24 protein-coding genes and 1 pseudogene are annotated in these 21,887 nt (G+C 45.5%); 13 read left to right on the top strand and 12 right to left on the bottom strand.

The window, feature by feature from the left end:
- Positions 1–79: 79 nt before the first annotated feature.
- A complete protein-coding gene (locus tag Q0386_RS03470; protein ID WP_299027144.1) occupies positions 80–826 on the top strand; it encodes an aspartate carbamoyltransferase in 747 nt (248 codons plus the stop codon).
- Between the two features lie 77 nt (positions 827–903).
- A complete protein-coding gene (locus Q0386_RS03465; protein ID WP_299027142.1) occupies positions 904–1,437 on the top strand; it encodes an ATPase in 534 nt (177 codons plus the stop codon).
- A 1,219-nt stretch (positions 1,438–2,656) separates the two neighbouring features.
- On the opposite strand, the gene Q0386_RS03460 is transcribed toward Q0386_RS03465, so the two are convergent.
- Positions 2,657–2,878 (bottom strand): hypothetical protein, encoded by a 222-nt coding sequence (locus Q0386_RS03460; RefSeq protein ID WP_299027139.1) that lies wholly within the window; start codon positions 2,876–2,878, stop codon positions 2,657–2,659.
- 167 nt (positions 2,879–3,045) lie between these two features.
- On the opposite strand from Q0386_RS03460, the gene Q0386_RS03455 reads away from it, so the two are divergent.
- From Q0386_RS03455 to Q0386_RS03435, 5 genes are all read left to right on the top strand, one after another.
- Complete coding sequence (locus Q0386_RS03455) at positions 3,046–3,273, top strand: hypothetical protein (RefSeq protein ID WP_299027137.1); 228 nt, start codon at positions 3,046–3,048, stop codon at positions 3,271–3,273.
- Positions 3,267–3,566: a hypothetical protein gene (locus tag Q0386_RS03450; protein ID WP_299027134.1), complete on the top strand. Its 300-nt coding sequence runs from the start codon at positions 3,267–3,269 to the stop codon at positions 3,564–3,566. Before Q0386_RS03455 ends, Q0386_RS03450 begins: the two co-directional genes overlap by 7 nt.
- Positions 3,559–3,819, top strand: a complete 261-nt coding sequence (locus tag Q0386_RS03445; protein WP_299027131.1) for a hypothetical protein — start codon at positions 3,559–3,561, stop codon at positions 3,817–3,819. Before Q0386_RS03450 ends, Q0386_RS03445 begins: the two co-directional genes overlap by 8 nt.
- Positions 3,820–4,515: 696 nt before the next feature.
- Entirely contained in the window at positions 4,516–4,767 is a 252-nt protein-coding gene (locus Q0386_RS03440) for a hypothetical protein (RefSeq protein WP_299027129.1), read from the top strand.
- Positions 4,761–5,039: a type II toxin-antitoxin system RelE/ParE family toxin gene (locus Q0386_RS03435; RefSeq protein WP_299027127.1), complete on the top strand. Its 279-nt coding sequence runs from the start codon at positions 4,761–4,763 to the stop codon at positions 5,037–5,039. The genes Q0386_RS03440 and Q0386_RS03435 overlap by 7 nt, the downstream gene beginning before the upstream one ends.
- Before the next feature lie 671 nt (positions 5,040–5,710).
- On the opposite strand, the gene Q0386_RS03430 is transcribed toward Q0386_RS03435, so the two are convergent.
- From Q0386_RS03430 to Q0386_RS03395, 8 genes are all read right to left on the bottom strand, one after another.
- Positions 5,711–6,430 carry a fumarate reductase iron-sulfur subunit gene (locus Q0386_RS03430; RefSeq protein ID WP_297936866.1) on the bottom strand — a complete coding sequence of 240 codons (720 nt, stop codon included), beginning with the start codon at positions 6,428–6,430 and terminating at the stop codon, positions 5,711–5,713.
- Positions 6,423–8,441, bottom strand: coding sequence for a fumarate reductase flavoprotein subunit (locus tag Q0386_RS03425; protein ID WP_299027125.1), 2,019 nt, complete (start codon positions 8,439–8,441; stop codon positions 6,423–6,425). Before Q0386_RS03425 ends, Q0386_RS03430 begins: the two co-directional genes overlap by 8 nt.
- An 18-nt stretch (positions 8,442–8,459) precedes the next feature.
- On the bottom strand, positions 8,460–9,158 hold the full coding sequence (locus Q0386_RS03420; RefSeq protein WP_299027123.1) for a fumarate reductase cytochrome b subunit: 699 nt from the start codon (positions 9,156–9,158) through the stop codon (positions 8,460–8,462).
- 105 nt (positions 9,159–9,263) lie between these two features.
- Positions 9,264–10,079, bottom strand: a complete 816-nt coding sequence (gene lgt / locus Q0386_RS03415; protein WP_122866351.1) for a prolipoprotein diacylglyceryl transferase — start codon at positions 10,077–10,079, stop codon at positions 9,264–9,266.
- Positions 10,076–10,633, bottom strand: coding sequence for a hypothetical protein (locus Q0386_RS03410; protein ID WP_299027113.1), 558 nt, complete (start codon positions 10,631–10,633; stop codon positions 10,076–10,078). Before Q0386_RS03410 ends, lgt begins: the two co-directional genes overlap by 4 nt.
- A 50-nt stretch (positions 10,634–10,683) precedes the next feature.
- Entirely contained in the window at positions 10,684–12,843 is a 2,160-nt protein-coding gene (locus tag Q0386_RS03405) for a cation-translocating P-type ATPase (protein WP_299027111.1), read from the bottom strand.
- Positions 12,843–13,049: a heavy-metal-associated domain-containing protein gene (locus Q0386_RS03400; protein ID WP_299027106.1), complete on the bottom strand. Its 207-nt coding sequence runs from the start codon at positions 13,047–13,049 to the stop codon at positions 12,843–12,845. Before Q0386_RS03400 ends, Q0386_RS03405 begins: the two co-directional genes overlap by 1 nt.
- Positions 13,046–13,600 (bottom strand): GNAT family N-acetyltransferase, encoded by a 555-nt coding sequence (locus Q0386_RS03395; protein ID WP_299027103.1) that lies wholly within the window; start codon positions 13,598–13,600, stop codon positions 13,046–13,048. Before Q0386_RS03395 ends, Q0386_RS03400 begins: the two co-directional genes overlap by 4 nt.
- A 117-nt stretch (positions 13,601–13,717) precedes the next feature.
- On the opposite strand from Q0386_RS03395, the gene Q0386_RS03390 reads away from it, so the two are divergent.
- The 3 genes from Q0386_RS03390 to Q0386_RS03380 all read left to right on the top strand — a co-directional run bounded on the left by Q0386_RS03390 (position 13,718) and on the right by Q0386_RS03380 (position 16,422).
- Positions 13,718–14,425, top strand: a complete 708-nt coding sequence (locus tag Q0386_RS03390; protein ID WP_002953058.1) for a YebC/PmpR family DNA-binding transcriptional regulator — start codon at positions 13,718–13,720, stop codon at positions 14,423–14,425.
- Between the two features lie 14 nt (positions 14,426–14,439).
- Positions 14,440–14,934, top strand: a complete 495-nt coding sequence (locus tag Q0386_RS03385) for a peptidylprolyl isomerase (protein WP_122873518.1) — start codon at positions 14,440–14,442, stop codon at positions 14,932–14,934.
- Between the two features lie 117 nt (positions 14,935–15,051).
- Entirely contained in the window at positions 15,052–16,422 is a 1,371-nt protein-coding gene (locus Q0386_RS03380) for a cation:dicarboxylase symporter family transporter (protein ID WP_299027095.1), read from the top strand.
- A 49-nt stretch (positions 16,423–16,471) separates the two neighbouring features.
- On the opposite strand, the gene Q0386_RS03375 is transcribed toward Q0386_RS03380, so the two are convergent.
- Positions 16,472–17,182, bottom strand: coding sequence for a DUF6882 domain-containing protein (locus tag Q0386_RS03375; protein WP_299027092.1), 711 nt, complete (start codon positions 17,180–17,182; stop codon positions 16,472–16,474).
- 136 nt (positions 17,183–17,318) lie between these two features.
- On the opposite strand from Q0386_RS03375, the gene pepT reads away from it, so the two are divergent.
- From pepT to Q0386_RS10185, 3 genes and pseudogenes are all read left to right on the top strand, one after another.
- Positions 17,319–18,554 carry a peptidase T gene (gene pepT, locus Q0386_RS03370; protein WP_299027089.1) on the top strand — a complete coding sequence of 412 codons (1,236 nt, stop codon included), beginning with the start codon at positions 17,319–17,321 and terminating at the stop codon, positions 18,552–18,554.
- Positions 18,555–18,882: 328 nt separating this feature from the next.
- A pseudogene (locus tag Q0386_RS03365) lies at positions 18,883–19,065 on the top strand (sel1 repeat family protein); the annotation flags it as partial.
- Positions 19,066–19,068: 3 nt separating this feature from the next.
- Positions 19,069–19,335: a tetratricopeptide repeat protein gene (locus Q0386_RS10185; protein ID WP_367272388.1), complete on the top strand. Its 267-nt coding sequence runs from the start codon at positions 19,069–19,071 to the stop codon at positions 19,333–19,335.
- A 198-nt stretch (positions 19,336–19,533) separates the two neighbouring features.
- Here the strand turns inward: Q0386_RS10185 and dcuC are convergent, their stop codons facing one another.
- Positions 19,534–20,841, bottom strand: a complete 1,308-nt coding sequence (gene dcuC, locus Q0386_RS03355) for a C4-dicarboxylate transporter DcuC (protein WP_298058773.1) — start codon at positions 20,839–20,841, stop codon at positions 19,534–19,536.
- A gap of 267 nt (positions 20,842–21,108) precedes the next feature.
- A complete protein-coding gene (gene pepE, locus Q0386_RS03350) occupies positions 21,109–21,819 on the bottom strand; it encodes a dipeptidase PepE (RefSeq protein ID WP_299027085.1) in 711 nt (236 codons plus the stop codon).
- Positions 21,820–21,887 lie beyond the last annotated feature (68 nt).

Here is a 21,887-nt window from a genome sequence, read left to right as displayed (position 1 = left end):
CAATTAGCAGAGGGTTAATTTTAAAGATTTCTAGGGGGCGGTTAGTGTCAAGCGATCCGCCCCTTTTGGATGTTAAAACGTGGAAATATTACCTCAAATTACCCAAATACTAGCTGAAACGCCTAGCATAGCCATAGACACCGTACGCGCGAGTTTCCTAAAAAACAGAGTAACGCGCAAGCACTACACCAAAATAGAGCTACTTAAAAGCATAGCTAAAGCCCACGGGCTGAAATGGCGAAAAATGCAAGATACCAAAGAGATAAAAATATCCAATCGTTACGAGTTTCGAGGGCTAAAAATAACCGAGCTTTACGAACTCGAAAATCTAAGCATATTTTACGCCACTACAAAAGCCCCGAACGAGTGCCGACAGCGCGCCGTGATTGAGTTTTACGGGTTAAAGCAATATCATAAGCCCGCCCCGCCCTTTGACCTCGTAGCAGAGCTTTTAGGCGCGGTTAATAACGTTTCTAGCGTCGATTTATGTTTCGACCGCCCCGAGCCGTTTAATCTGGACGCATTCGAGATAACCCAAATAGGCGATACGACGTATCTAAAAACGGGGCTTACGGCACTAGAGCGCGTCTATTTCTACGACAAAGCCAAAAAGAATAATCTAAATTTGCCCTTGTATCGCGCCGAAGCTACCGCCCCGATAATCGATTTAAATAAGCCCGCGTTACTGCCTAGAGCCGAACGCTTGGAGCTACAATTACGCCAAGCCGTGCGCGATTTTTCGCAAATAATCGACCTAGCGATTAAAGCGCAGCCGGCAAAGCTCGCATACAAGGCAAAGAATAACAAAAGAGAGCTAAGGGCGTGATAACCGCTGATAGCTTATGAAACTATTATTAAGCCCGTTTTACGTAAAATAGCGCGGTAAATTTCAAAAGGGCTAATATGGACTTGATAGGTTTATTTTCAGAAAAAAGATTAAAAGATTATGAGAGTGAAGCAAAACACAGGGATAATTTTTTACTTATGCAAAGATTAGCCCCCAAGCTGGGCATTGTCGAGATTATCACGCGCAATAAGACTGCGCGCCTGCTAAGTATCGACGACGACACGTTTATCTCGCGCCAAACTTTGGGCTACTGGGTTACATTAATAAACGTGATGAAGCTACATAATAAACTGGTGGATTTGTCGGCAATTGATTTTCGTAAATATTCAAAATTTAATAAGCACGGTAAAAGCTCAATGCCTAATTTTCAAAAAGTTAAAATTTGTTATTCTCTTATACTCACGATAAGAAACCGCGCTTTTCACTTTGAAAACCTTTACAAACTAAATGAATACGGCGCGCCGAGAATATCGACAAGGCTAAACGATAAGATAGCGGGGGTTATGCCTGATATGCTAGAGACCTTTATTGATGATGTTTTAGATTGTTTGGATAGTGAGATAAGGGAATATTTACAAGTAGGGCTTTAAAGTACCCTCGGTGAATTTCTTTGTGTAAGTGAAGTGGGCGCGATAAGTGCGCCCTCGAATTTCGCCGTAATTATACAGCCCATTTTTAAACAAGTCAAGCAAAAATAATCTTAAATGATAACTTATGATAGCAAGAGAGTATCAAATAAAGCCGTAACGTTACATTGTAACGCCCGTAACCTCATCGCCCGCAAATCAACCCGAATTTACCCAAAACCGCACCCGAACCTTAAGCCGTTTTTTGTCCGTTTCATTTACTTTAAGAAACTCTAAAACGTGTATCGCTTTTCGTTGTCACTCGTTATCAAAATGCAAGGCGGCTAAAATAAAATTTCTAGAAGTCAGACAAAGCGCAAACTAGCACGCACACGGAGCTAGCTCACACTTACGCAGAGAGTAAAAAACGCAATTTAAGTTTCAGACTCCCTTAGTAGGTAGGGTATCATTTACTTTTTATCCCTCAAAAATCCCGCCTTTTTGATAAATCTTGCCTCTTTCCCTTAAAGTAGCGAGCGAGTGAAACAAGCGAGCGATAATCTAATAGCAAAGAGAGTAAATTAACATAATAACCCATAGAATAAAAATAAGGGGGCTACGCTCAAAAAAGAGCCTCCAGGACATAAAAGACATCAAAAAGAGTTAAAATCAAACAGAGGGCTTTATTTTGCATTTACTAGCGAGCAGTCTTAAAATCGTCATTCCACAAAAAAATGGAACGCAAAACCAAAGCGATGAGGTAGATTTAATCTAGGTCATAGACGAACTTATGCCCTAAGTCAAATTTAGCCCATAGGCGCAAAGTAAAAGGGCGTAGCCGCTACCGACGCCCCTCCTGATTTTAAAGGGGGTGGCATTAAACTCATATCCTTTGGATTTCTCAAAAAAGAGAAACGCATTTATTCAAGAAAATCTGAAAAAAGGTTATCCGCAAAAAAGAGGAAAACCTACAAGCCAAATATTTGACCCGTTGAAGCTAGGCGTGAGAGGTTTACCACAAAAAAAGGGAAAACCCTACAAGCTGTATGAATTAAAGTCATAGAGCTAGACGAGAGATAATCAAGGCTAAAAGCTAGGTACATTCAACGTAGGTAGCTAAACGCATTTTTTCGCCAAGCGTTGAGATCAGAATACGGCATTTTTAGGCGTAAATAGACCGCAAAGCCTGAATAAATCGAAGTTATGGGCCGTGATCGTAGCTGGGGGAATTAAATACCGGTAGCTACTTTTTAACAATATCGACAAGATTATTAACCAAGCCCACGGCGTTATCGAATTTGCGCGCTTTATCGTAATTGATGAGCCAGCTCTCGACCCATTCGGGCACGTTATCGGATTGCTTCCAATTCGTAACGCTAGTGTAATTCATTTTAACAAGCTCCGCAAACTCTTTTTTAGAGAGATTGACCGCACCAAGCATAGCCTCAAAAGTATCATATTGCATTTTTTACCTTTTCATAAATGTTTTATGTGTGCATTTTACAAAAACACGCCTAAAAAGTTTATTAAACTATTGACAATTAAAACTAAAAATGTTATGATTACGCAAATTAACGCGATAAAAATGTTTAAAAAACATAAAAAACAAATTAATACTTTAAAGGAGCCCAAATGACACTAAGTTTTGACGATGCATTCGACGTAGAGAATGAATTACCCGATGCGCTTTGCGCAATAGCATACCTCGTAGAGGCTTTGCCGCATTATCAGAAAGCCGTAGGAACAAACGAGAAAGCGGAGCAGAACGTAAATTATTTTCTATCGACGCTAATAGGCGGAGCTGCAATAGCTACCCAAGGCTACATTGACGAGAAAATGAAAGGAGCAAAGAAATGCTAATACTAGCCAACCCGGACAGACCGACTACCAAAGAGGGCTTTAACGCCCTTATCAGACAAAATAACGGCGGCAGCGATGAGGTAAGCGAGCAAATAATCTACAACGTGGGCTATTTAGTCTATTGTAGTAACATTTACGCGCTAAGACAGCTAAAAGAAAGCGAGAATGCGCGCTTAAATTTGCTAGCCGACAAGATGATACTAAAAAGCGAGAACAAAAGGCTACATAGTAGGATAAAAGAGCTAATCGAGATTAACGACGAACTAAACGAAAGGGGCGCAGACAATGAGTAATCTAAGCAGAACAAGAGGCGACAAGGCGCGCGAAGCGTTTAAAGCAGAGGTAGCAAAGAGAGAGGCAAAGGGAATAGCAGACGCCTTATTTGAAACGGGCTTACAAGCATACCGCCTTTTTAATTATTATGCCAAAGAGTGCGAAAAGCTAGAGGAGCGCGTAAAGTATCTTTGCGAGCTAAACGACAGGCTACAAGAGCAAATCACGCCAAAAGGTCAATACGTTTGGCATAGCGATCTAAAAGGCGCATAGGTTTATCAAAGGGGGGCCTAATCGCCCTCTTGAATAAGTCTATTTTATCTGCTCAAAATGCGCCGATGAAATGAACGCTAAAACGAACAGCCATAAGCAAAGCAAAGCGCGACAATATCAAGCCCAAGACGATATGGCAAAAACAAAACGAACGCTAAAATGAACGCTAAGGCATAGTAATTTTATGGAGCTTAGGGCAGGACACCTCCGCCCTATTTGTCCGTAGCACGTAAAGTAGTCAAGCCGCAGGGGCTGGTCAAATCTCTACGACCGAGACGGCGAAACATCGGTCGGGTGCATTTCATTTTTTGCGCGCCGGGTTTTTACAAAAATAATAAAGTCAAGTGAGAATAAAGTCAAGTGATAAATAGCAAGTCAAGCGCGGCAAAATGAAACCCCAAGCACCGTTAAGGGCGAGATTAACCCGCGATAATGAAACCTAAAATTTAACGGCGACAAATGAGCGCAGGGCGGACGAATAAAGCCCGATTTTATCGAAGCAATCCCAAACTAGGCGGAAAAATTGAGCACGTTTTTGAGCGCAAAAAATGACCGCCTAGCCGATAAGTAAATATCGCTATCATCGGCACAAAACAGTTTAACGGCTACGGGAATGACCGCGATAATGACCGCTTTAACAAACCCTAAGCCCTAAGCGGTTAAAATAGTGGTGGATTTTAAAACAAAGGCTAGGATATGCAAACTCTAACCATACGAGCAGACGAAACCATAATAAACCAGCTTGTCGCGATAGGCAAGATTTTGGCAAGTAGCGCTAATAAAAGCTTTGAGATGCTGGAGCAAGGCGAGGATTATCCAATCTACGACGACGGCAAGACAATGGAGCAAAGGATAGCCGATTACAAAGCCGACATTGAAGCTATCAGGCGCGGCGAGCTTGAGACGTATCCGCTAGAGACGTTAAAAGCCGAGATGGAAAAATGGTAATTAGACGCACGGCACGCTTTAACCGCGAGCTAAAGGCAGTGTTTGACTTTATCGCAAAGGATAGCCCAAACAGAGCGCGCGATTTTAGAGACAAGCTAATCGCAAAACTACAAACGATAAGCGACAGCCCTCTTATGTATCGCAAGTCCGCAAGCTTTGACGATGAGCGCGTTAGAGACCTTATTTTTAAAAGCTACGTGATACCTTACGCGATAGAGGATGACGCTATTTATGTTTTGGGCATTTACGGCGCGAATAAGTGGCAAGCGTGAAACGAATAAAAACGGCTTTTGTTTCACAAACGAAGCTTAATTAAGTTTCGAGCCAAAAAAGCCGTGAAACATCTCAATTCTTAAGAAAATTTAGCCGTTTAAGCGTTTGAAACTTAAAAACGGCGAATGCTTAAATCACAAAGTGCCTATTTTAGGGCATACCTGCGTTTTTGTATTGAAAACTAAACTTTTCATTACTGATTTTTTACCGCCGATTAGCTTAAACTTTTTAGTAGCCTCATAAAGTGCCGTGAATGTGTTTTTAAGTGTGTAAAAATTGGCTTTATTTTTTAACAAAATACGATAAAAACGATATTTAAAGCCAAATATCGAACAACCTCGCTTCCACCAAGTGTCATTTTTACAAGATTTCAAAATCTACTAAAACACAAATTTAAAGACATTTTTAACTTGTCATACTTCTAAAAATAAAAAAGAATAAGCTCGATCAGACCAAAGATGTACCATCAAATCAAATTTTTATTAAAGCAAAATTTGACGTTTTTATATATCCATGTTTTTCAAAAATCGCATACGACGTAGATCATCAAATTTGAACAAATTTAACCAAATTAAAAAACAAATTTGACAATAAAAATTTGAGAGAAGTAAAATAGAAATAAAAGTAAAATTTGAAGTTAAATTTAAAAAGGGGTCTCACGACCCCTTGGCTACTTTATTACAGCCATCTTTCTGCGCATATATGCGATCCTGCTTTGTAGTGGGAGGTGTTTAGGGCAGTTATCCTCACAGCCTAGCAAAGTCATACAGCCAAACACGCCGTCATCATCGCCGATAAGCTCATAAAAGTCCTCATCGGTTCGTTTATCGAGTGCGTCGATTTTAAATCTGGCTACGCGGTTAAGTCCGACCGCACCGATGAAATCAGGCCTCATAATAGCCGTACCGCACGCAGCTACGCAGATACCGCACTCGATGCAGCGGTCAAGCTCAAATACCTCTTGCGCGACTTCAGGTTCGACTTTCTCCTCAAGCTTAGAGATATCGGTCTCGTGGTCAGTGTGTATCCAGCTCTCCACGCGCTTACTCATCGCGTTCATCCAGTTGCCCGTATCTACACTTAGATCTTTTAATAGCTTAAATACCGGCAAAGGCATAAGCTCAATCACGCCGTTTGGATAATCTTTGGTTAGCGTACGGCAAGCTAGCTTTGGCGTACCGTTAACTAGCATACCGCAGCTTCCGCAGATACCGGCGCGGCAAACGAAGTCAAAGCTAAGATCCGGGTCAAATTTCTCGCGAATTTGATTTAACGCTATAAAAAGCGTCATACCGTCTGTTTCCTCTAGTTCATAGCTCGCAAAATGCGGCTTTGAAATTTTGCTCAACGGATTATATTTAAATGCTTTTATGGTTATTTTTCTACTCATATCCTATTCCTGCTCTTTCGTTTGGTGCTTTATATTTAGGCTGAAGATCATAGTGCATTAGCGCTTCTTGGATCTCATATCTGCCTTTGCCTTCGGCTTCCATTTTGGCGCGGATCTCATCAACCTGCGCTTGACGTACGGCGCTATCCGGGTGCTCGATGATGTTACCCTTAGCTCCGTATCCACGGAATGCCGGCGGAATTTCCATTTTCATAATATCAAGCGGCTCATACACGATAGTTGGTAGCGTATCGCCTTCTTTCCAGCTAGTTAGAGTTCTATTTAGCCAGTTTAGGTCGTCGCGTTTCGGATAGTCCTCGCGGCAGTGCGCTCCGCGGCTCTCGGTGCGATCAAGCGCACCTTTTGCGATACAAAGGGCCAGTTTTAGCATCTTTGGTACGCGGTAGGCCTCCTCAAGCTCAGGGTTGCCAAATAGTGCTTTGTTTGCGACTTTGACGTCCAAAGATTGCTTATAAAGCTCTTCAAGCTCTTTTACTGCTACAGCTAGACCTTCGCCCGTTCTAAAGATCGCCACGTGCTCCCACATGATGTCTTTCATCTTATTTTTGATCTCAAATACGTTAAATTTGCCATCTTTTTCAACTAGGCTTTTTAGATAGTCTTCCTCTTTTTTAACGAATTTTTCGATATCAGCGGTATTTATCTCGATCTCATGACTACCGCAGTAGTCGGCAAAATAATCGCCCACGATCATGCCCGCAACGACCGTTTCCGAAACAGAGTTGCCACCTAGACGGTTAAATCCGTGCATATCCCAGCACGCAGCCTCACCGGCGCTAAATAGACCAGCTAGCGTCGGACTCTCGCCTGTAGGCTTAGTTTTTATGCCGCCCATTGAGTAGTGCTGCATAGGCAGGATCGGCGCCCAACCTTTGCCACGTTGGCGTCCGTTCTCGTCGGTATATACTTCGGTGTCGGCAGGATCGATGCCGTTAAAGATTTCGCAAATTTCTTGAACGTCGCGCAAGTTTTTCTCGATATGCTCGCGTCCTAGGATAGAGATATCTAGCCAAACGTGATAGCCGTATGGGCTAGGCACGCCTTTGCCAGCACGGATATGCTCCATGATGCGGCGGCTTACGACGTCACGGCTAGCTAGTTCTTTCTTCTCAGGCTCGTAGTCAGGCATAAAACGATATCCGTCCACGTCGCGTAAAATTCCGCCGTCACCGCGGCAGCCTTCTGTTAAAAGAATGCCGGATGGAACGATCGGAGTCGGGTGAAACTGCACCGCTTCCATATTTCCTAGTTGCGCAACACCCGTTTCAAGAGCGATAGCTGCACCGATACCCTCGCAAACTACGGCGTTTGTGGTGTGTTTATAAACCCTACCGTAGCCGCCCGTAGCGATCAGCGTGCCTTTTGCGACGTATGCCGTGATCTCACCATTTACTAGATCGCGAACGATCGCGCCGTAACAGCGGTTATTTGCGTGGATTAATGCGATAGCTTCTTTTCTATCGTGGATTTCGACGTTATGTTTTAGCGCTTCGTTTGCTACGGCAAAAAGCATAGTGTGACCAGTGGCGTCGGCCGTAAAGCATGTTCTCCATTTTTTAGTTCCGCCAAAGTCGCGAGAGTGAATGAGTCCGTGGACTTCTTCTTTTTCTACGATAGTTGTTTTTTGAGCGTTGATGATAGCGCTTCTCTCGCCCTTTGTGATACGAGTCCAAGGCACACCCCAAGCGGCTAGCTCGCGGATAGCCTTAGGCGCAGTTTGGCAAAACATACGTGCTACTTGCTGATCGCAGCCCCAGTCGCTACCTTTTACCGTGTCGGCAAAGTGTACGTCCTCGTTGTCGCCTTCGCTCATTTTTGAATTTCCCAAAGAGGCCTGCATACCGCCTTGCGCAGCCGCAGAGTGCGAGCGCTTAACTGGAATTAGGCTTAAAACTACCGTACTTAGCCCTTTTTCTCCTGCGGCAACGGCAGCTCGCAGACCCGCTAGACCGCCTCCGATAACTAATGCGTCATAATATTTTACGTTCATTTTTCAAAGCTCCTTTTCCTAAAGACTGATCCACACGAAATCGGCGATCAGCGCGATGACCGCGAGCACTCCAAAAACCGCAAATATCGCAGTTTTGGCTTTATTTCTTTTTGCGAACATCTCTTGTTTATTTACTCCGTCGATACTTCCCCATTTTACGTACAGGCGGTACATTCCCACGCTAGCGTGAACGACCATAAATAAAAGTAAAGCGAAGTAGAAAATTTCTAATTGATGAAATGCGGCCACTGATTTATCGGCAGTAATGTGCCCGCCGAAGATTATATCGACTAGGTGCGCGCTAGCTGCGAAAAATAGAGCAAAACCGGTCAAAAACTGAAACCACCAAAGCGTAGTGTCAAGGTGCTTCATGCGGTCTTTGTGACCTCTAAACATGATGTATTGTCTGTAGTTTGCAGGGAATTTTCTCATCGCCAAAAATGCGTGAGCGATAAAAACGACGAATATTACCGCAGCGATAACGTTAGTGATCCACCATGTGGCCTCGCCGAATAAAAATTTAGCCTCCGCAAAACCTACAACGGCGTTAAATGCGCCCTTGCCGAATAAAATGGTAGAGGTAAATACCATGTGACACAAAATAAAACAGGCCAAAATCAGTCCCGTTATACTTTGCCATCTGTCCCAAACGGCAGGAGTACGACTTTTTTTCGTATCCGCTTGCCTACCTAAGAAGCCCTCGATTAGCCCACTCATGAGCCCTCCTATAAAATTGAGATAAGTTATCATAACTTAAAAGAAAATTAAATTATGACACTATAAAAACGGCATAATAGTATCGTAAATTACTTTAAAAACCTTTTAAAACTTTGTATATTTTTTATTTAAGATAATATAAAGGAAAATGCCGCATGCAAACATTAAAAAAGATAGTATTTGCCCCATAGATAAATTTAAAAATACAAAGCCGATACCGAAATCAGGCTCTCTAAAGAACTCGCAAACAAATCTGGCAAAGGTATAAAGTATGGCATAAAGAGCAATGAGTTCGCCGTCAAATTTTTTAAATTTTCTATAAACAAAAAGGATGGCAAAAACCGCAAGCCCTTCTAAAACCGCTTCGTAAATTTGCGACGGATGACGCATCTGCCCCGCGACGTTGATCGCCCATGAGACATCCGTGATACGACCGAACAGCTCTTGGTTTAAAAAATTTCCGATACGACCGAAAAAATATCCAAGCGGGATACTAAGTGCGACGAGATCCAAAAGCTGCCACAAATTTTGCTTAAATTTACGGCAAAAGGCCCACGTCGCTATCAAAAACCCGACCACAGCGCCGTGATAGCTCATGCCGCGAATGCCTACAAATTCACCGTTGTGAAAGGGGTTAAAAATCTGCCAAGGATGAGTGAGATAATAAGCGGTATTTGGATCATAAATGACGATGTAGCCGAGCCTCGCGCCCAGTATCACGCCGATTTCCACCCAAAAGAAATAATTATCAAGCAGCGAATTTGAGATTTGCATATTATCGCGCTTGACGATAAATTTAGCCATCCCAAGCGCCACGAGCAGTGCCAGGACGTACATTATCCCGTACCAGTGCACCTTGATGCCAAACAGCTCAAACGCGACCGGATCGAAATTTATATAAAAGTCGTTCCACCAACTCATCTAGGTACGACTTTGACTTTTAGCGTATTTTCGATACCGCTCGCAAAATCCTCGAAAAGATACCCCATCGCGCGGTAAAATTTGCTTCCCGCTTCGTTTTGTAGGACGGGAGCTAGCTTTTTGGCATACGGTAGCAGATAGGAGCTTAGCAAAACGCCTAAAATTTCCTTTGTCTGTTCGTCTTGTTTTAGCTCGACGACAGAGGAAAAAAACGAAAGTTCGTTCGTTAGGCTATCAAGCGCGCTGACGTTTAAATTTGGGCTAAATTTGCACTTTTTATAAAAACCTTCGAGGCGCGCCTTATCGCCCTCGAAAAAAAACTCTGCGTTAAAATATTTTTTCAAATTTGCAAAGTCCTTTGCGATCTCTAGGGTGCTTTCTGTTTTGATCGACTCCTCGTATAGCACGCGCCCCTTGGCGTTTGCTTCGCTATCGTTTGTTATTATCCATTTTGGATTTTTATTTAGCTCACTAAAAAGCTTTGCACTCGGCGGTAGAGCGAAATTTAATGCAAATATCCTTGCAATCACAGCGTAAAATTTACCCAAATTCACCTTTTTCCTTTTTTGTTTTTTGCGGGATTTTACAAAATTTAGGCTAAATTTTAGATTTGCTTAAATCGTAATCTGATCGAATTTAACACGACCGTGACCGAGCTAAAGCACATCGCAGCAGCTCCGTAAACGGGCGTTAGCATGAGCCCCAAAGGCGCCAAAACCCCAGCCGCAACCGGGATACAAACGGCGTTATAAACAAACGCCCAAAACAAATTTTGCTTTACCGTTTTCATCGTCTCGTTGGCTAAATTTATCGTAGAGACCACGCTTTTTAGGTCATTTTTTACTAGCACTACGTCGCCCGCTTCTTTTGCGATATCCGCACCGCTACTCATCGCGATACCCACATTTGCTTGCTTTAGCGCCACGGAGTCGTTGATACCGTCGCCGACAAATAGCACCGCACCCTCTTCTTGCAGGCGTTTTATCGTTTCAAATTTTTCATTAGGCAGCATACCGGCAAAGACCTTTTCGACGCCCAGCTTGCTCGCCACGTTTTTAGCGGTGAAGGCGTTATCTCCGGTTAGCATCACAGGCGTTATACCTATGTCTTTTAGGCTTTGCATAGCCCGCGCAGCGTCCTCTTTTATCGTATCGCTAAGCGCTATAAATCCTACGTAAATTTTATCCACAGCCGCTAGCACCACGCCGTTTCCTTCGTTTTGCGCTTTGGCGATTTGCTCTTTAGCCTGCGCGCTTATCTGCACGCTAAGCTCGCTCAAAAATGCCTCGTTGCCCGCTATCACGCTATCGTCCTCGCTCTTTACGCCGCGTCCCGCGATATTTTCAAAACCCTTTTCATCGCCTAAAATTTTAAGCCCCAGCTCATTTGCGTATCTAACGATCGCAGCCGATATCGGATGCGAGCTTTTGGCTTCTAGTGCGGCGATTTTGGCTAAATTTTCATCGTTTATATCGGTAAAATTTACCGAAATTTCGCCCTTAGTTAGCGTGCCCGTTTTATCAAATATCGCGTACTTTATGCCGCCAAGCACCTCTAAAACTTCTGGATTTTTGATTAGGATTCCGTTTTTAGCGCCTAGAGATAGCGAGGAGACGATAGCTATCGGGGTAGCAAGCCCCAGCGCGCAAGGACACGAGATAATCAGTACGCAAACCGCGCTTAGCACGCCTTGCAGCGCATTTCCAGTAAGTGCAAACCACGCAAGAAACGTAACGACGGCGATAGCTATCACGCTAGGCACGAAGATATTTGCCACGCGGTCGGCAAAGCGGCTAATAGACATCTTTTTGCTCGACGCGTCGCTTAAAAGCTCTAAAATTTGCGACAAAAGCGTTTGATTAGCGAGCTTTGTAACCTTTACGTTGATGTAGCCGTTTAAATTTATCGTTCCGGCATTGACCTCGTCGCCTTGTTTCTTGTAGACGGGCAGGCTCTCACCCGTTAGCATTGATGTATCGATCTCTGCGCCGCCGTTTATCACGACTCCGTCGCAAGGCACCGCGTAGCCACTCTTTACGACCGCGACGTCGCCTATTTTTAGGCTCACGGCATCCACTTCCAGCGCGCTGCCGTCTTTTTGTAGTACAAGAGCGGTCTTTGGCGACATATCCATGAGCGATTTTATATAATCCCCCGCGCGGGCTTTTGAGCGCTCTTCTAAAAATTTACCAAGCAGCACGAAAGCCGTTATCATGGCTGCACCCGAGACGTAGAGGTGACGCATATTTTCAGGTAGGCGCTCGCCCGCGATAAAAACCCCCAGCGAATACGCAAACGCCGTACTTGTTCCCAGCGCAACAAGTACGTTCATGTCGAAGTTTTTATTTTTCAGCGCGCCGTAAGCGTGGATGAAAAAGTCCCGCCCGCACGTAGCTATCGTAATAAAGGCAAGCGCCAGCATAATAGCTGATTTTGCCACACTTGGCTGCTCGCTCATCTCAAGCGCCATGATCACCGCGCTAAAAGCTGCAGCGGCTAGGAAATTTCGGCGTAAATTTAAAATATGTTTCTCGCGTTTGGCTTCAAATTCCGCCAAATCTTTGGCCACGCCGTAGCCTAGTTTTTTTATTTTTTCCTCTATCGCGGCTTGTACTTCGGCGCTTTCGACGATAAACTCGCCCGAGCCGTTTGCAAAGCTGACCTTCGCATCTATCACGCCCGCGATCTTTTTAGTTACGCGCTCGATGGCGTTTGAGCAGTTTACGCAGGTCATGCCCGCGATGTTTAGTTTGATATTTTGCATCAAATTTTCCCTATGACGCTAAATCCCAAATCATCCAGCTCCTCTTTAAATTTCGCCTCGTCCTTGCCGTCTAAATTTACGCTCACGACCCTTGGTTCTACGCTAAGATCGACCTTTATCTCGCCGTATTCATCACCAAGAGCGTTTTTTATGGTGTTTGCGCAGTTTTCGCAGTGGATGTTAGCAACCTTAAAAAATTTAGTCATTTTATCTCCTTTATCATATGGTAGTATTTGTGAGAATTTATTATCATTTCGCAGTCGGTCTCAAAGCCCAAGCGCTCGTAAAAAGCCATGGTTTTTGGCTTTTTTTCATCGACGATGAGAGCTACTTTTTTGATATTTCGTTTAGGCGCGAGGGCGAAGATAAATTTGATCAGCTCTTTTGCGATACCTCGTCCGCGAAATCTCTCGTCCACGGCAAGACTATCTATGTATAGCTCATCCGCGAAGCACTCGGTCTGCGGAAATTCGCTTAAACCGAGCGTTTGCAAATGCGCCCTAATAGGTTCATCCAATATCTCAATCTCTCCTCCGTCGTAAGCGCAAATCGCCCCCGCGATCTCGCCGTCAAATTTGAAAACAAAAACGTTGTTATAGCTTAGGCGGTTTATCTCGCTTCTAAAAAATTTATGCAAAATTTCATCGCTCTTAACGGGGTCGCTCACGCCGCTAAGCGTAAAAGCGATATCCTCCATGGCTAAATTTAACAGCTCTATGCAGCGCGCGGCGTCGTCTTTTCGGGCATTTAAAATCATACGAGGATTATAGGACTTAAAGCTAAATTTTTTGCTAATACGCTCAAAACCTCGTATTTTTAAAAAAATGCAAAATTTTTTTAGATATAATTGGGCAAAAATTTTTAAAGGAACGAAATGGGACGAGCGTTTGAATATAGGCGCGCCGCGAAGGAAGCGCGCTGGGACAAGATGAGTAAGGTTTTTCCAAAACTCGCAAAAGCCATAACCGTGGCGGCTAAAGAGGGTGGCACCGAGCCTGATATGAACCCGAAACTTCGCGCCGCGATAGCAGCGGCCAAAGCGCAAAATATGCCAAAAGACAACATCGACGCGGCGATAAAACGCGCCAGCGGCAAAGATAGCGCGGATATCAAGACCATCTTTTACGACGGCAAGGGCGCTCACGGCGTGCAAATCATCGTCGAGTGCGCTACTGATAACCCAACTCGCACGGTCGCAAACGTCAAGGCGATATTTAGCAAAAACGGTGGCGAAATTTTGCCTAGCGGAAGCTTAAATTTTATGTTTACGAGAAAGAGCGTTTTTGAGCTTGATATGCCGGCAAAAGAGCTTGACGAGATCGAGCTAGAGCTCATCGACTTCGGTCTAACCGAGATCGAGGAGGAAGACGGCGTGCTTTATATCTACGGAGATTACGCAAGCTTTGGCACACTTAGCGAAGGTATCGAAAAGCTGGGGCTTGAAGCCAAAAAAGCAAGCCTACAATACATCGCAAACTCGCCCGTAAGCCTAGACGAAGAGCAAATGAACGAGCTAGAAAAGCTCCTAGATAAACTTGAAGACGACGACGACGTGCAAGCGGTTTATACAAATATCGAATAAATTTAAGGAACAAAATGAGAAACGACGAACTAAAAATCTACGACATCGACGCGGCCGAGCTTGCTAAGCTCAAATTTGCCGTGATCCACACCGAAAAAGGCGATATGAAGCTCGAGCTTTACGGCGACGAAGCGCCGCAAGCCGTGACGAATTTCGCTCATCTAGCCAAAAGCGGCTTTTACGACGGATTAAATTTCCACCGCGTGATCCCAAATTTCGTGATCCAGGGCGGCTGCCCGCACGGTACGGGCATCGGAGGGCCGGGCTGGCGCATAAAATGCGAGTGCGTAGGTCAAAAACACAAGCATAAACGCGGAGCGCTATCTATGGCGCACGCGGGTCGCGACACGGGTGGAAGTCAATTTTTCGTCTGCCACAGCGCGCAGCCGCACCTTGACGGCGTGCATACGGTGTTTGGGCAGATCGTGGACGAGCCGAGCCTAAAAACGCTAGATAGCGTCAGGCAAGGCGACAAGATAAACTCGATCGAAATTTTAGAGAGTTTGTAAAAATTTAACGAAATTTGCGGCGGCGGGTAAAATTTGACCAAAATCGCTGCAATTTTTATCTTTTTATATAAATTTATTTGTTAAAATACCTTTTTAATAATTTTTAAAGGACACCTCTTGAACCCAAGCGTTTCAAACGCGGCAAAACCGCAAAAACCTTTTCTTATTAGAATGTTTACCAACCTAGCGTTTTGGGTGGTTTTCGGCATCGTCGCGGGTATCGCGGTCGGTATGATTTTTCCCGATCTAGGCATCGCGAGCAAGCCTGGCATCGACTACTTTATCAAAGCTTTAAAAGCCCTCATCGGACCGATCATTTTCCTCACGATCGTCTCAGGTATCATCGGACTTGAGAGCATGAAGGAACTAGGCTCTATCGGACTTAAGGGATTTATCTACTTTGAGGTCGTTAGCACCATAGCTCTTGCCGTGGGAATAATCTTTGGCGAAACGCTAAAACCGGGTCACGATATGCACCTTGACTATACACAGCTTGATGCCTCTAGCGTAGAAAAATTTACGAGCCAAGCCTCAAATATAGACGCAAATAGCGGAATTTTAGCGCATACGCTTCATATTTTACGCGGCGCTGTACCGGTTGACGGTATCTTCCCTTACGTGCATCTACTTGATCCGTTTATCAAATCAAACACGCTTCAAGTGCTATTTTTGGCAATCGTTACGGCTGTTGCGATCTCGTTTTTAAAGCACGACTATAAAAAGAAGATCCTAAAACCGCTTGAAATCGTTCAGCACTGGGTGCTAAAACTGCTTACGATTTTGATGCTATTTAGCCCGGTTGCGGCGTTTTCCGCGATGGCATTTTTGATCGGTAAATTCGGCATTAACTCGCTTTTGGGTATGCTTGAGTTACTTTTCGTTATGGCGATTGCGAGCTTGTTTTTTATATTCGTAGTTTTGGGCGTGATTTGCTATTTTGCGAAGGTTAATATCTTTAAATTTATGCGCTTCATCGCAAAAGAAGTCCTGATCGTGTTTGCGACGAGCTCCTCGGAGACCGCGCTAGCTCCGCTCATGCAAAAGCTAGAAGCCGCGGGCATCCACAGAGGTGCGGTCGGACTCATCATACCGACGGGATATTCGTTTAACCTCGACTGCACGAACATCTACCTATCGCTTAGCGTTATTTTCCTCGCTCAAGCCTTCGGTATCCCGCTAACAATCGAGCATTTGATACAAATTCTAGTCATCTTGATGGTAACAAGCAAGGGTGCCGTCGGCGTCACGGGCTCCGGATTTATCATACTTGCCGGTACGCTTGCCGCGCTTCCAAGCGCCGGTATTCCGGTGGTTACAGTTGCGGTGCTGCTTGGCGTGGATAAATTTATGTCCGAGATGCGCGCGGTCGGAAACCTCTGCGGCAACGCCGTAGGCTGCCTAATCATCTCGATCTGGGATAAAAAAGTAGATATGGAGAAATTCCGCTACGCGCTAGATCACCCAGACGAGTTTCACTTTCATTCGTAAATTTAAGGTGGTGGGCTTTTAGCTCATCGCCTCACTCAAACTACCCAAATTAAAATTCATATTTAAACCCCGAAATCCTACCCTTATCGTCAAATTTGATCAAAAGCTCCTTATCAAATTTAGCTACGATTTCGTCTTTGGCTTTTTTAAAAAATCCACCTTTCTCGATATTTTCATCAAATTTGACTCCGTTGAATTCCAAAAAACTTTTGATAAAAATTTTATGATCTACGTCGTGATTTTGTATACAACCGCTTGCTGTTTTAACAAACTCGTGCGCGCTAAGAGGCTCAAAAAGCGAAGTCGGCGCATCAGTTATAGCCACGAACGCGCAGCCCTTATCGTGCCTGCAGCCGTAGTAGCATAAATTTTCGCCCACCGCTCCGCATGCAGCTATGCAAAGCGTATGGCCGTTAAAGGTTTCATCCAGCTCAAAACTAGGCTCGCTAAAAGCCTGCAAGCCCCACTCCGTCCCCGTGCGCAACACCTCAGCCGAAAACCGCGTCGCCTCCTCGCCGAAGTTATTTACGTTCGTGTGTCCCCACAGCCACGTGTCGCTCACGTTTGACTCGCTGCCGATAAACTGTATCTTGTAAATTTGATCGCCAAAAGCTATCTCGCAGCGATCAAAATCCGCGTTCCAGTCGAGATTGCCGACGATATCCGCAAATCTATTTTGCACGGTCGCCATCTTGCCCAGAGTCGCCGAAAAAACCTGATGAAAGTCCGAAAAGTCGCTTACGTAGCGTAAATTTCGCATTTTTGCTCCTTTAAATTTGGTTTGCGAATTATACCGTTTAAATTTTAAATCCGTCCGAAGAAATTAAATTTTTATTTTAAGCTTAATTAAAAGATAGTATAATTTCATAAATTTTATCCCAAATTTAGGAGCAAACATGGACATAGTCGAGAGATTTTTGCGCTACACGAAGATCAACACAACCACAAACCGCGAAGCGGGCGCGGCGGGCATCATGCCCTCAAACGAGGCCGAGCACGATCCGGCAAAGCTAATAGAAAGCGAACTAAAGCAGCTCGGCTTGCAAAATATAAAAAGACGAGAAAACGCCATAACTACGGCCGTTTTGCCGTCAAACTCCGCCAAAAAGCTGCCCTCTGTGGCGTTTTTCGCGCACCTTGATACGAGCGCGGAGCAAAAAAACGATACGAAAGCGCAAATCGTGCGCTACGAGGGCGGCGACGTCACGCTAAATAAAGAGCTAGGCATAACGCTCAAACTTAGCGAATTTCCAGAGCTTGCCAACTACGTCGGAGACGACCTCATCGTCACTGACGGCACCAGCCTGCTAGGCGCGGATGATAAGGCAGCGATCGCCGCCATCGTAAACGCCGCGCAGTTTTTCATACAAAACCCGCAAATAAAGCACGGCGACGTGACGTTTGGCTTTTTACCCGACGAGGAGCAAGGCCTGCGCGGAGCCAAGGCGCTTGACGTCTCGGAGATCAAGGCCGACTTTGCCTATTGTCTGGACTGCTGCGGCATAGGCGAGCTGATTTACCAAAACTGGAACGCCGGCGACGCGGTCGTGACCTTCGTCGGGCAGTCTGCGCACCCGATGAATGCCAAAGGTAAGCTAGTAAATTCATTGCTACTCGCGCACAAATTTATCTCGATGCTACCCGGCGGCGAAGCACCCGAGTACACGGACGGCGTCGAGGGCTACTACTGGGTCAAGGAGCTATCGGGCAACAGCGCAAAGACCGTGCTAAAGCTTGACGTTCGCGAATTTAACGAGGCAAAATACGCACAGCGCATGGCGTTTTTACAGGATTTAGCAGACTCGTTTGCTAAAATTTACGGCGCGCACAGAGTGCAGATCAGTCTAAAAGACCGCTACAAAAACGTATTTAACTACCTAGCTGACGGCGAAAACAGCCTACCCGTCGTCGCGGCAAAGCAGGCCTACGCACGCCTAAATATCGAGCCAAAAGTGATCCCAATGCGAGGCGGATACGACGGCGCGGTCATCTCGGAAAAAGGCGTACCGTGTCCGAATCTCTTTACCGGCGCGCACAACTTTCACTCCATCTACGAGTACCTGCCGGTAAAATCGCTACGTGCGGCCAGCAACGTCATCTGCGAGATCGTAAAAATCATAGCAGAGAAATAAATTTGGTCAAATTTGAGGGCGAATTCGCTCTCAAATTTGCAAGTCGCAATCGCCCCCGCTTACTACCTTTATCTACGTTTACGAGACCCATCTCTTCACAGCGCTAGCCCAAATTTACGTCAAATTTGAACCGTAAATTTGACCGAATCGCCCGAATTTAAGTTCGCTTTGCGTAAAATGCAAAAAGTGATTTTAAATAGGAGCAAATTTAATGAAAAAGATATTTTTACCGCTAATTGCGGCTTCGGTCTTATTAAACGGCACCGATCTAGACGCGCTGCAAAAGGAGTGCGACGGCGAAAAGAGCGCAAGCTGATACGAGCTTGGAGTCTTGTACGACAACGCTAGGGAAGGAGCCGTGCAGGATTATCAAAAGGCGGCCGAGCTCTACTCAAAGGCTTGCAATCTAGGTAACGGCGCCGGCTGCTCAAATTTGGGCTTTTTATATGGCAACGGCAACGGCGTAGCGCAGGACGGTAGAAAAGCCGCCCAGCTTTACGCAAAGGCGTGCGATATGGGCGATGAGGCGGGTTGTTCAAATTTGGACTTTGCCTACGCAAACGGGCGCGGCGCCAGGCAAGACTATGCAAAAGCTAGCGAATTTTACGCCAAAGCCTGCGGCATGGATAACGGCGGCGGATGCTACAACCTAGGCAACCTATACGCGCAAGGACGAGGCGTCAAAGAGGACGCAAATGCAGCCAAAAAATACCTCAAAAAAGCGTGCGATATGGAGCCGGAGCTAGCCTGCGACCGATATAAAGAGTTTATCCAAAGATAGCACGGCCGCCTTTGCGCGGCAAATTTGACTCAGTAAATTTGATGGTAAAATTTGCCGTTTTAGCGTCACATTTTAGCGGCAAGCTGCACGTATAAAAATCTCTCGCAAAAATCAAATCATGAGCCAGGACGATAAGCATCGCCCCGGCAAACGCAAAGTCGGCAAAGCGCCGACTTTATCAAATCTAGCTCCGTAAATTTAGAGCATAAAAAACGCTATGACGCACACGGCTATCGCCATCGCCGGAGCCGTTCGCTTAGCTATCTCAACCGGGCTAACCATAGCTAGACCGGCACACACGATCGCTGCACCCGCGATAGGAGACGACGAGCGGCCTAGAGCGCCCGAGATCGCAGCGGCCATACCTAGCTTATCCTGCGCAAAGCCCAGATCCGCGGCGTGAACGGTGATAGCTTGGTTAAACGCCATAGTAGCGGCGTCGCCGGAGCCCGTAACCGTACCCATGAGATACGGCACGAAAGTACCGCCGTAGCGCACGAACTCCTGAGAGTGTTTCAACCACTCAGTGACCGCATCGATCGCTCCGCACGCCTTTAGACCTGCGACGAAAACGCCGGCAGCGATGATGATACCCATAACCTCGGCGTAGGCACTACCCATACCGTTAAAAAACTCTTTGGTGATCTTTTCCGGGCTCGTCCACGTGATGAAAACCGCGATGATAGCGCCAAGGATCATAGCCTCGGCCACGCCCATCTTCGTCCATGCTAGCCATGAGATTTTATTTAGGCCGGTGCCGCCGACGACTAGGATAACTAGCGGGATGAGAGGCGCTAGAGCAAAGAGTAAATTTACCTTCGTCTGCGTCGCTTCGCCCGCGTTGCTTGTAGATTTAGGCGAAAAATCCTGCCCTTTTTGATAATCTTTAAAGATAATCGCCGTCAAGCTAATCACGATCAAAACGACGATACCAGCGGCTACGGCGTTTGGAAACTGTACGCCGATGACGTCTTGGACGGTGTAGGCTTCGTTTGTCTTTTTAACCATGTCGGTTACGAAGATGTTGTGCGCGGAACCGGGGCTTAGCACGCCGCCAAACGTTCCCGCAAACACCGCCGCTCCCGCCATCGCAGGACGTACGCCAGAGGCCATCAAAAGCGGTATCATCGTAGCTCCGACCGCAGCCGAGCAGCCCGCAGCCGACGGTATCGCGATATTGATAAGATAAGTCAGTACGAAAGTAGCCGGAATCAGAAAAAATCCGATATCTTTCATCGGCTTCGTAAGCAGCAAAACTAGGTGCTGGTCGCACTTAGTCACCTTCATAACATAAGCAAAGCCCATGCTAGCGCAAATCGCCTTGATAAGCCCCGCAGAGGTCATCGACTTCGTAAAGCTCTCAAGCGCTCCGAGCGGATTTAGACAGATGACGCAGAGCACGAGTCCCACGCCGATGAGTACGGTTTTGGTCTCTCTTTTTTTGACCAATAAAAATACGACGGCGATCAAGCCTATGACCGCACAGATTAGTTTAGCAGTAGCCATTTTGTCCCCTTTAATTTTGTGTTTTGTACTTATTTCAAATTTAGACCAAATTTGCGCCGCTTGGGTTTTGCGCGCTAGTTTCGAGTCAAATTTAATCTTTTCGTTTAAATTCGTCGACAGGCGTTTATCTAAAATTTGCGGGCCTCTAAAAAACCGCGCCTTAAATTTGAGTTTTTCGTTAAATTTCGCCAAATCGTAACGACTATTTTAAAGAACGTTTTTACCGATTTTAGCCCGCTAGTTAAATTTGAGTGCGGGCCCAAACGGCTAAAATTTAAAGCTCTCGCCGACTTTTATAAGCTCGGTTTCTTTTTGATACGCCATTTTTAAAACCGGGCTATTTTCCATACCCATCACGGCCGCGTTTTCGCCCTTTATCCTTAGAGCCGTGCCTTCAGGCAGCGCGTAGATCAGGCTTTTTTGATTTACTATCAAAAACTCCTCCAGCCTCTCCTCCCTGCTTTCGCCGTTGTGTCCTGCGATCTTGCCGCTGATAAAGTGCGGATTTATCTGATGCGGGAAGATATTTAGCGAATCAAAGCTCTTTGGCATGATGATAGGCATATCGTTTGTCGTCATCATCGTGCTTCCCGCGACGTTTGCGCCCGCACTCCAGCCAAAATACGGCACTCCGGCCTCCACTCTTTGCCTGATAGCTTCGACTAAATCAAATTTATAAAGATAGTAAAGCAGCACAAATGTGTTTCCGCCGCCGATGCAGATGGCTTTGGCCTCGGCTACGGCGCGTTTTGGATCGCTAAATTTATGGATGGACGCGATATTTTTGTACTCCAGGCAGTCGATGACTTTTTGCTCGTACTCGTCGTTTGTGCGGCGAACTCCGGCATACGGGATAAAAAGCACCTGCTCGTCCCAAACCTCGCACTCTTTTAAAAAGTCGTATATCCAGTTTTTACAATGCTTAAGATAGCCCGTATCCTTGTAACTCGAACTGCTTAAAAGCAAAGCCTGCTTCATAAAATCCTCCTAAATTTACAAATTTTATTTTCTCGAAACTCAAATAATGTAATTTAAAATATAAAAAT

The organism is uncultured Campylobacter sp. (assembly GCF_938045625.1).
GTDB lineage: Bacteria > Campylobacterota > Campylobacteria > Campylobacterales > Campylobacteraceae > Campylobacter_A.
This window is presented reverse-complemented; position numbering and strand designations above follow the sequence as displayed.

Bases quoted from the DNA above. Each gene is read 5' to 3' on its own strand.
- Q0386_RS03465 (WP_299027142.1), top strand. From the start codon at position 904: ATGGACTTGATAGGTTTATTTTCAGAAAAAAGATTAAAAGATTATGAG.
- Q0386_RS03460 (WP_299027139.1), bottom strand. From the start codon at position 2,878: ATGCAATATGATACTTTTGAGGCTATGCTTGGTGCGGTCAATCTCTCT.
- Q0386_RS03455 (WP_299027137.1), top strand. From the start codon at position 3,046: ATGACACTAAGTTTTGACGATGCATTCGACGTAGAGAATGAATTACCC.
- Q0386_RS03450 (WP_299027134.1), top strand. From the start codon at position 3,267: ATGCTAATACTAGCCAACCCGGACAGACCGACTACCAAAGAGGGCTTT.
- Q0386_RS03445 (WP_299027131.1), top strand. From the start codon at position 3,559: ATGAGTAATCTAAGCAGAACAAGAGGCGACAAGGCGCGCGAAGCGTTT.
- Q0386_RS03440 (WP_299027129.1), top strand. From the start codon at position 4,516: ATGCAAACTCTAACCATACGAGCAGACGAAACCATAATAAACCAGCTT.
- Q0386_RS03435 (WP_299027127.1), top strand. From the start codon at position 4,761: ATGGTAATTAGACGCACGGCACGCTTTAACCGCGAGCTAAAGGCAGTG.
- Q0386_RS03430 (WP_297936866.1), bottom strand. From the start codon at position 6,430: ATGAGTAGAAAAATAACCATAAAAGCATTTAAATATAATCCGTTGAGC.
- Q0386_RS03425 (WP_299027125.1), bottom strand. From the start codon at position 8,441: ATGAACGTAAAATATTATGACGCATTAGTTATCGGAGGCGGTCTAGCG.
- Q0386_RS03420 (WP_299027123.1), bottom strand. From the start codon at position 9,158: ATGAGTGGGCTAATCGAGGGCTTCTTAGGTAGGCAAGCGGATACGAAA.
- lgt (WP_122866351.1), bottom strand. From the start codon at position 10,079: ATGAGTTGGTGGAACGACTTTTATATAAATTTCGATCCGGTCGCGTTT.
- Q0386_RS03405 (WP_299027111.1), bottom strand. From the start codon at position 12,843: ATGCAAAATATCAAACTAAACATCGCGGGCATGACCTGCGTAAACTGC.
- Q0386_RS03400 (WP_299027106.1), bottom strand. From the start codon at position 13,049: ATGACTAAATTTTTTAAGGTTGCTAACATCCACTGCGAAAACTGCGCA.
- Q0386_RS03395 (WP_299027103.1), bottom strand. From the start codon at position 13,600: ATGATTTTAAATGCCCGAAAAGACGACGCCGCGCGCTGCATAGAGCTG.
- Q0386_RS03390 (WP_002953058.1), top strand. From the start codon at position 13,718: ATGGGACGAGCGTTTGAATATAGGCGCGCCGCGAAGGAAGCGCGCTGG.
- Q0386_RS03385 (WP_122873518.1), top strand. From the start codon at position 14,440: ATGAGAAACGACGAACTAAAAATCTACGACATCGACGCGGCCGAGCTT.
- Q0386_RS03375 (WP_299027092.1), bottom strand. From the start codon at position 17,182: ATGCGAAATTTACGCTACGTAAGCGACTTTTCGGACTTTCATCAGGTT.
- pepT (WP_299027089.1), top strand. From the start codon at position 17,319: ATGGACATAGTCGAGAGATTTTTGCGCTACACGAAGATCAACACAACC.
- Q0386_RS10185 (WP_367272388.1), top strand. From the start codon at position 19,069: ATGGGCGATGAGGCGGGTTGTTCAAATTTGGACTTTGCCTACGCAAAC.
- dcuC (WP_298058773.1), bottom strand. From the start codon at position 20,841: ATGGCTACTGCTAAACTAATCTGTGCGGTCATAGGCTTGATCGCCGTC.
- pepE (WP_299027085.1), bottom strand. From the start codon at position 21,819: ATGAAGCAGGCTTTGCTTTTAAGCAGTTCGAGTTACAAGGATACGGGC.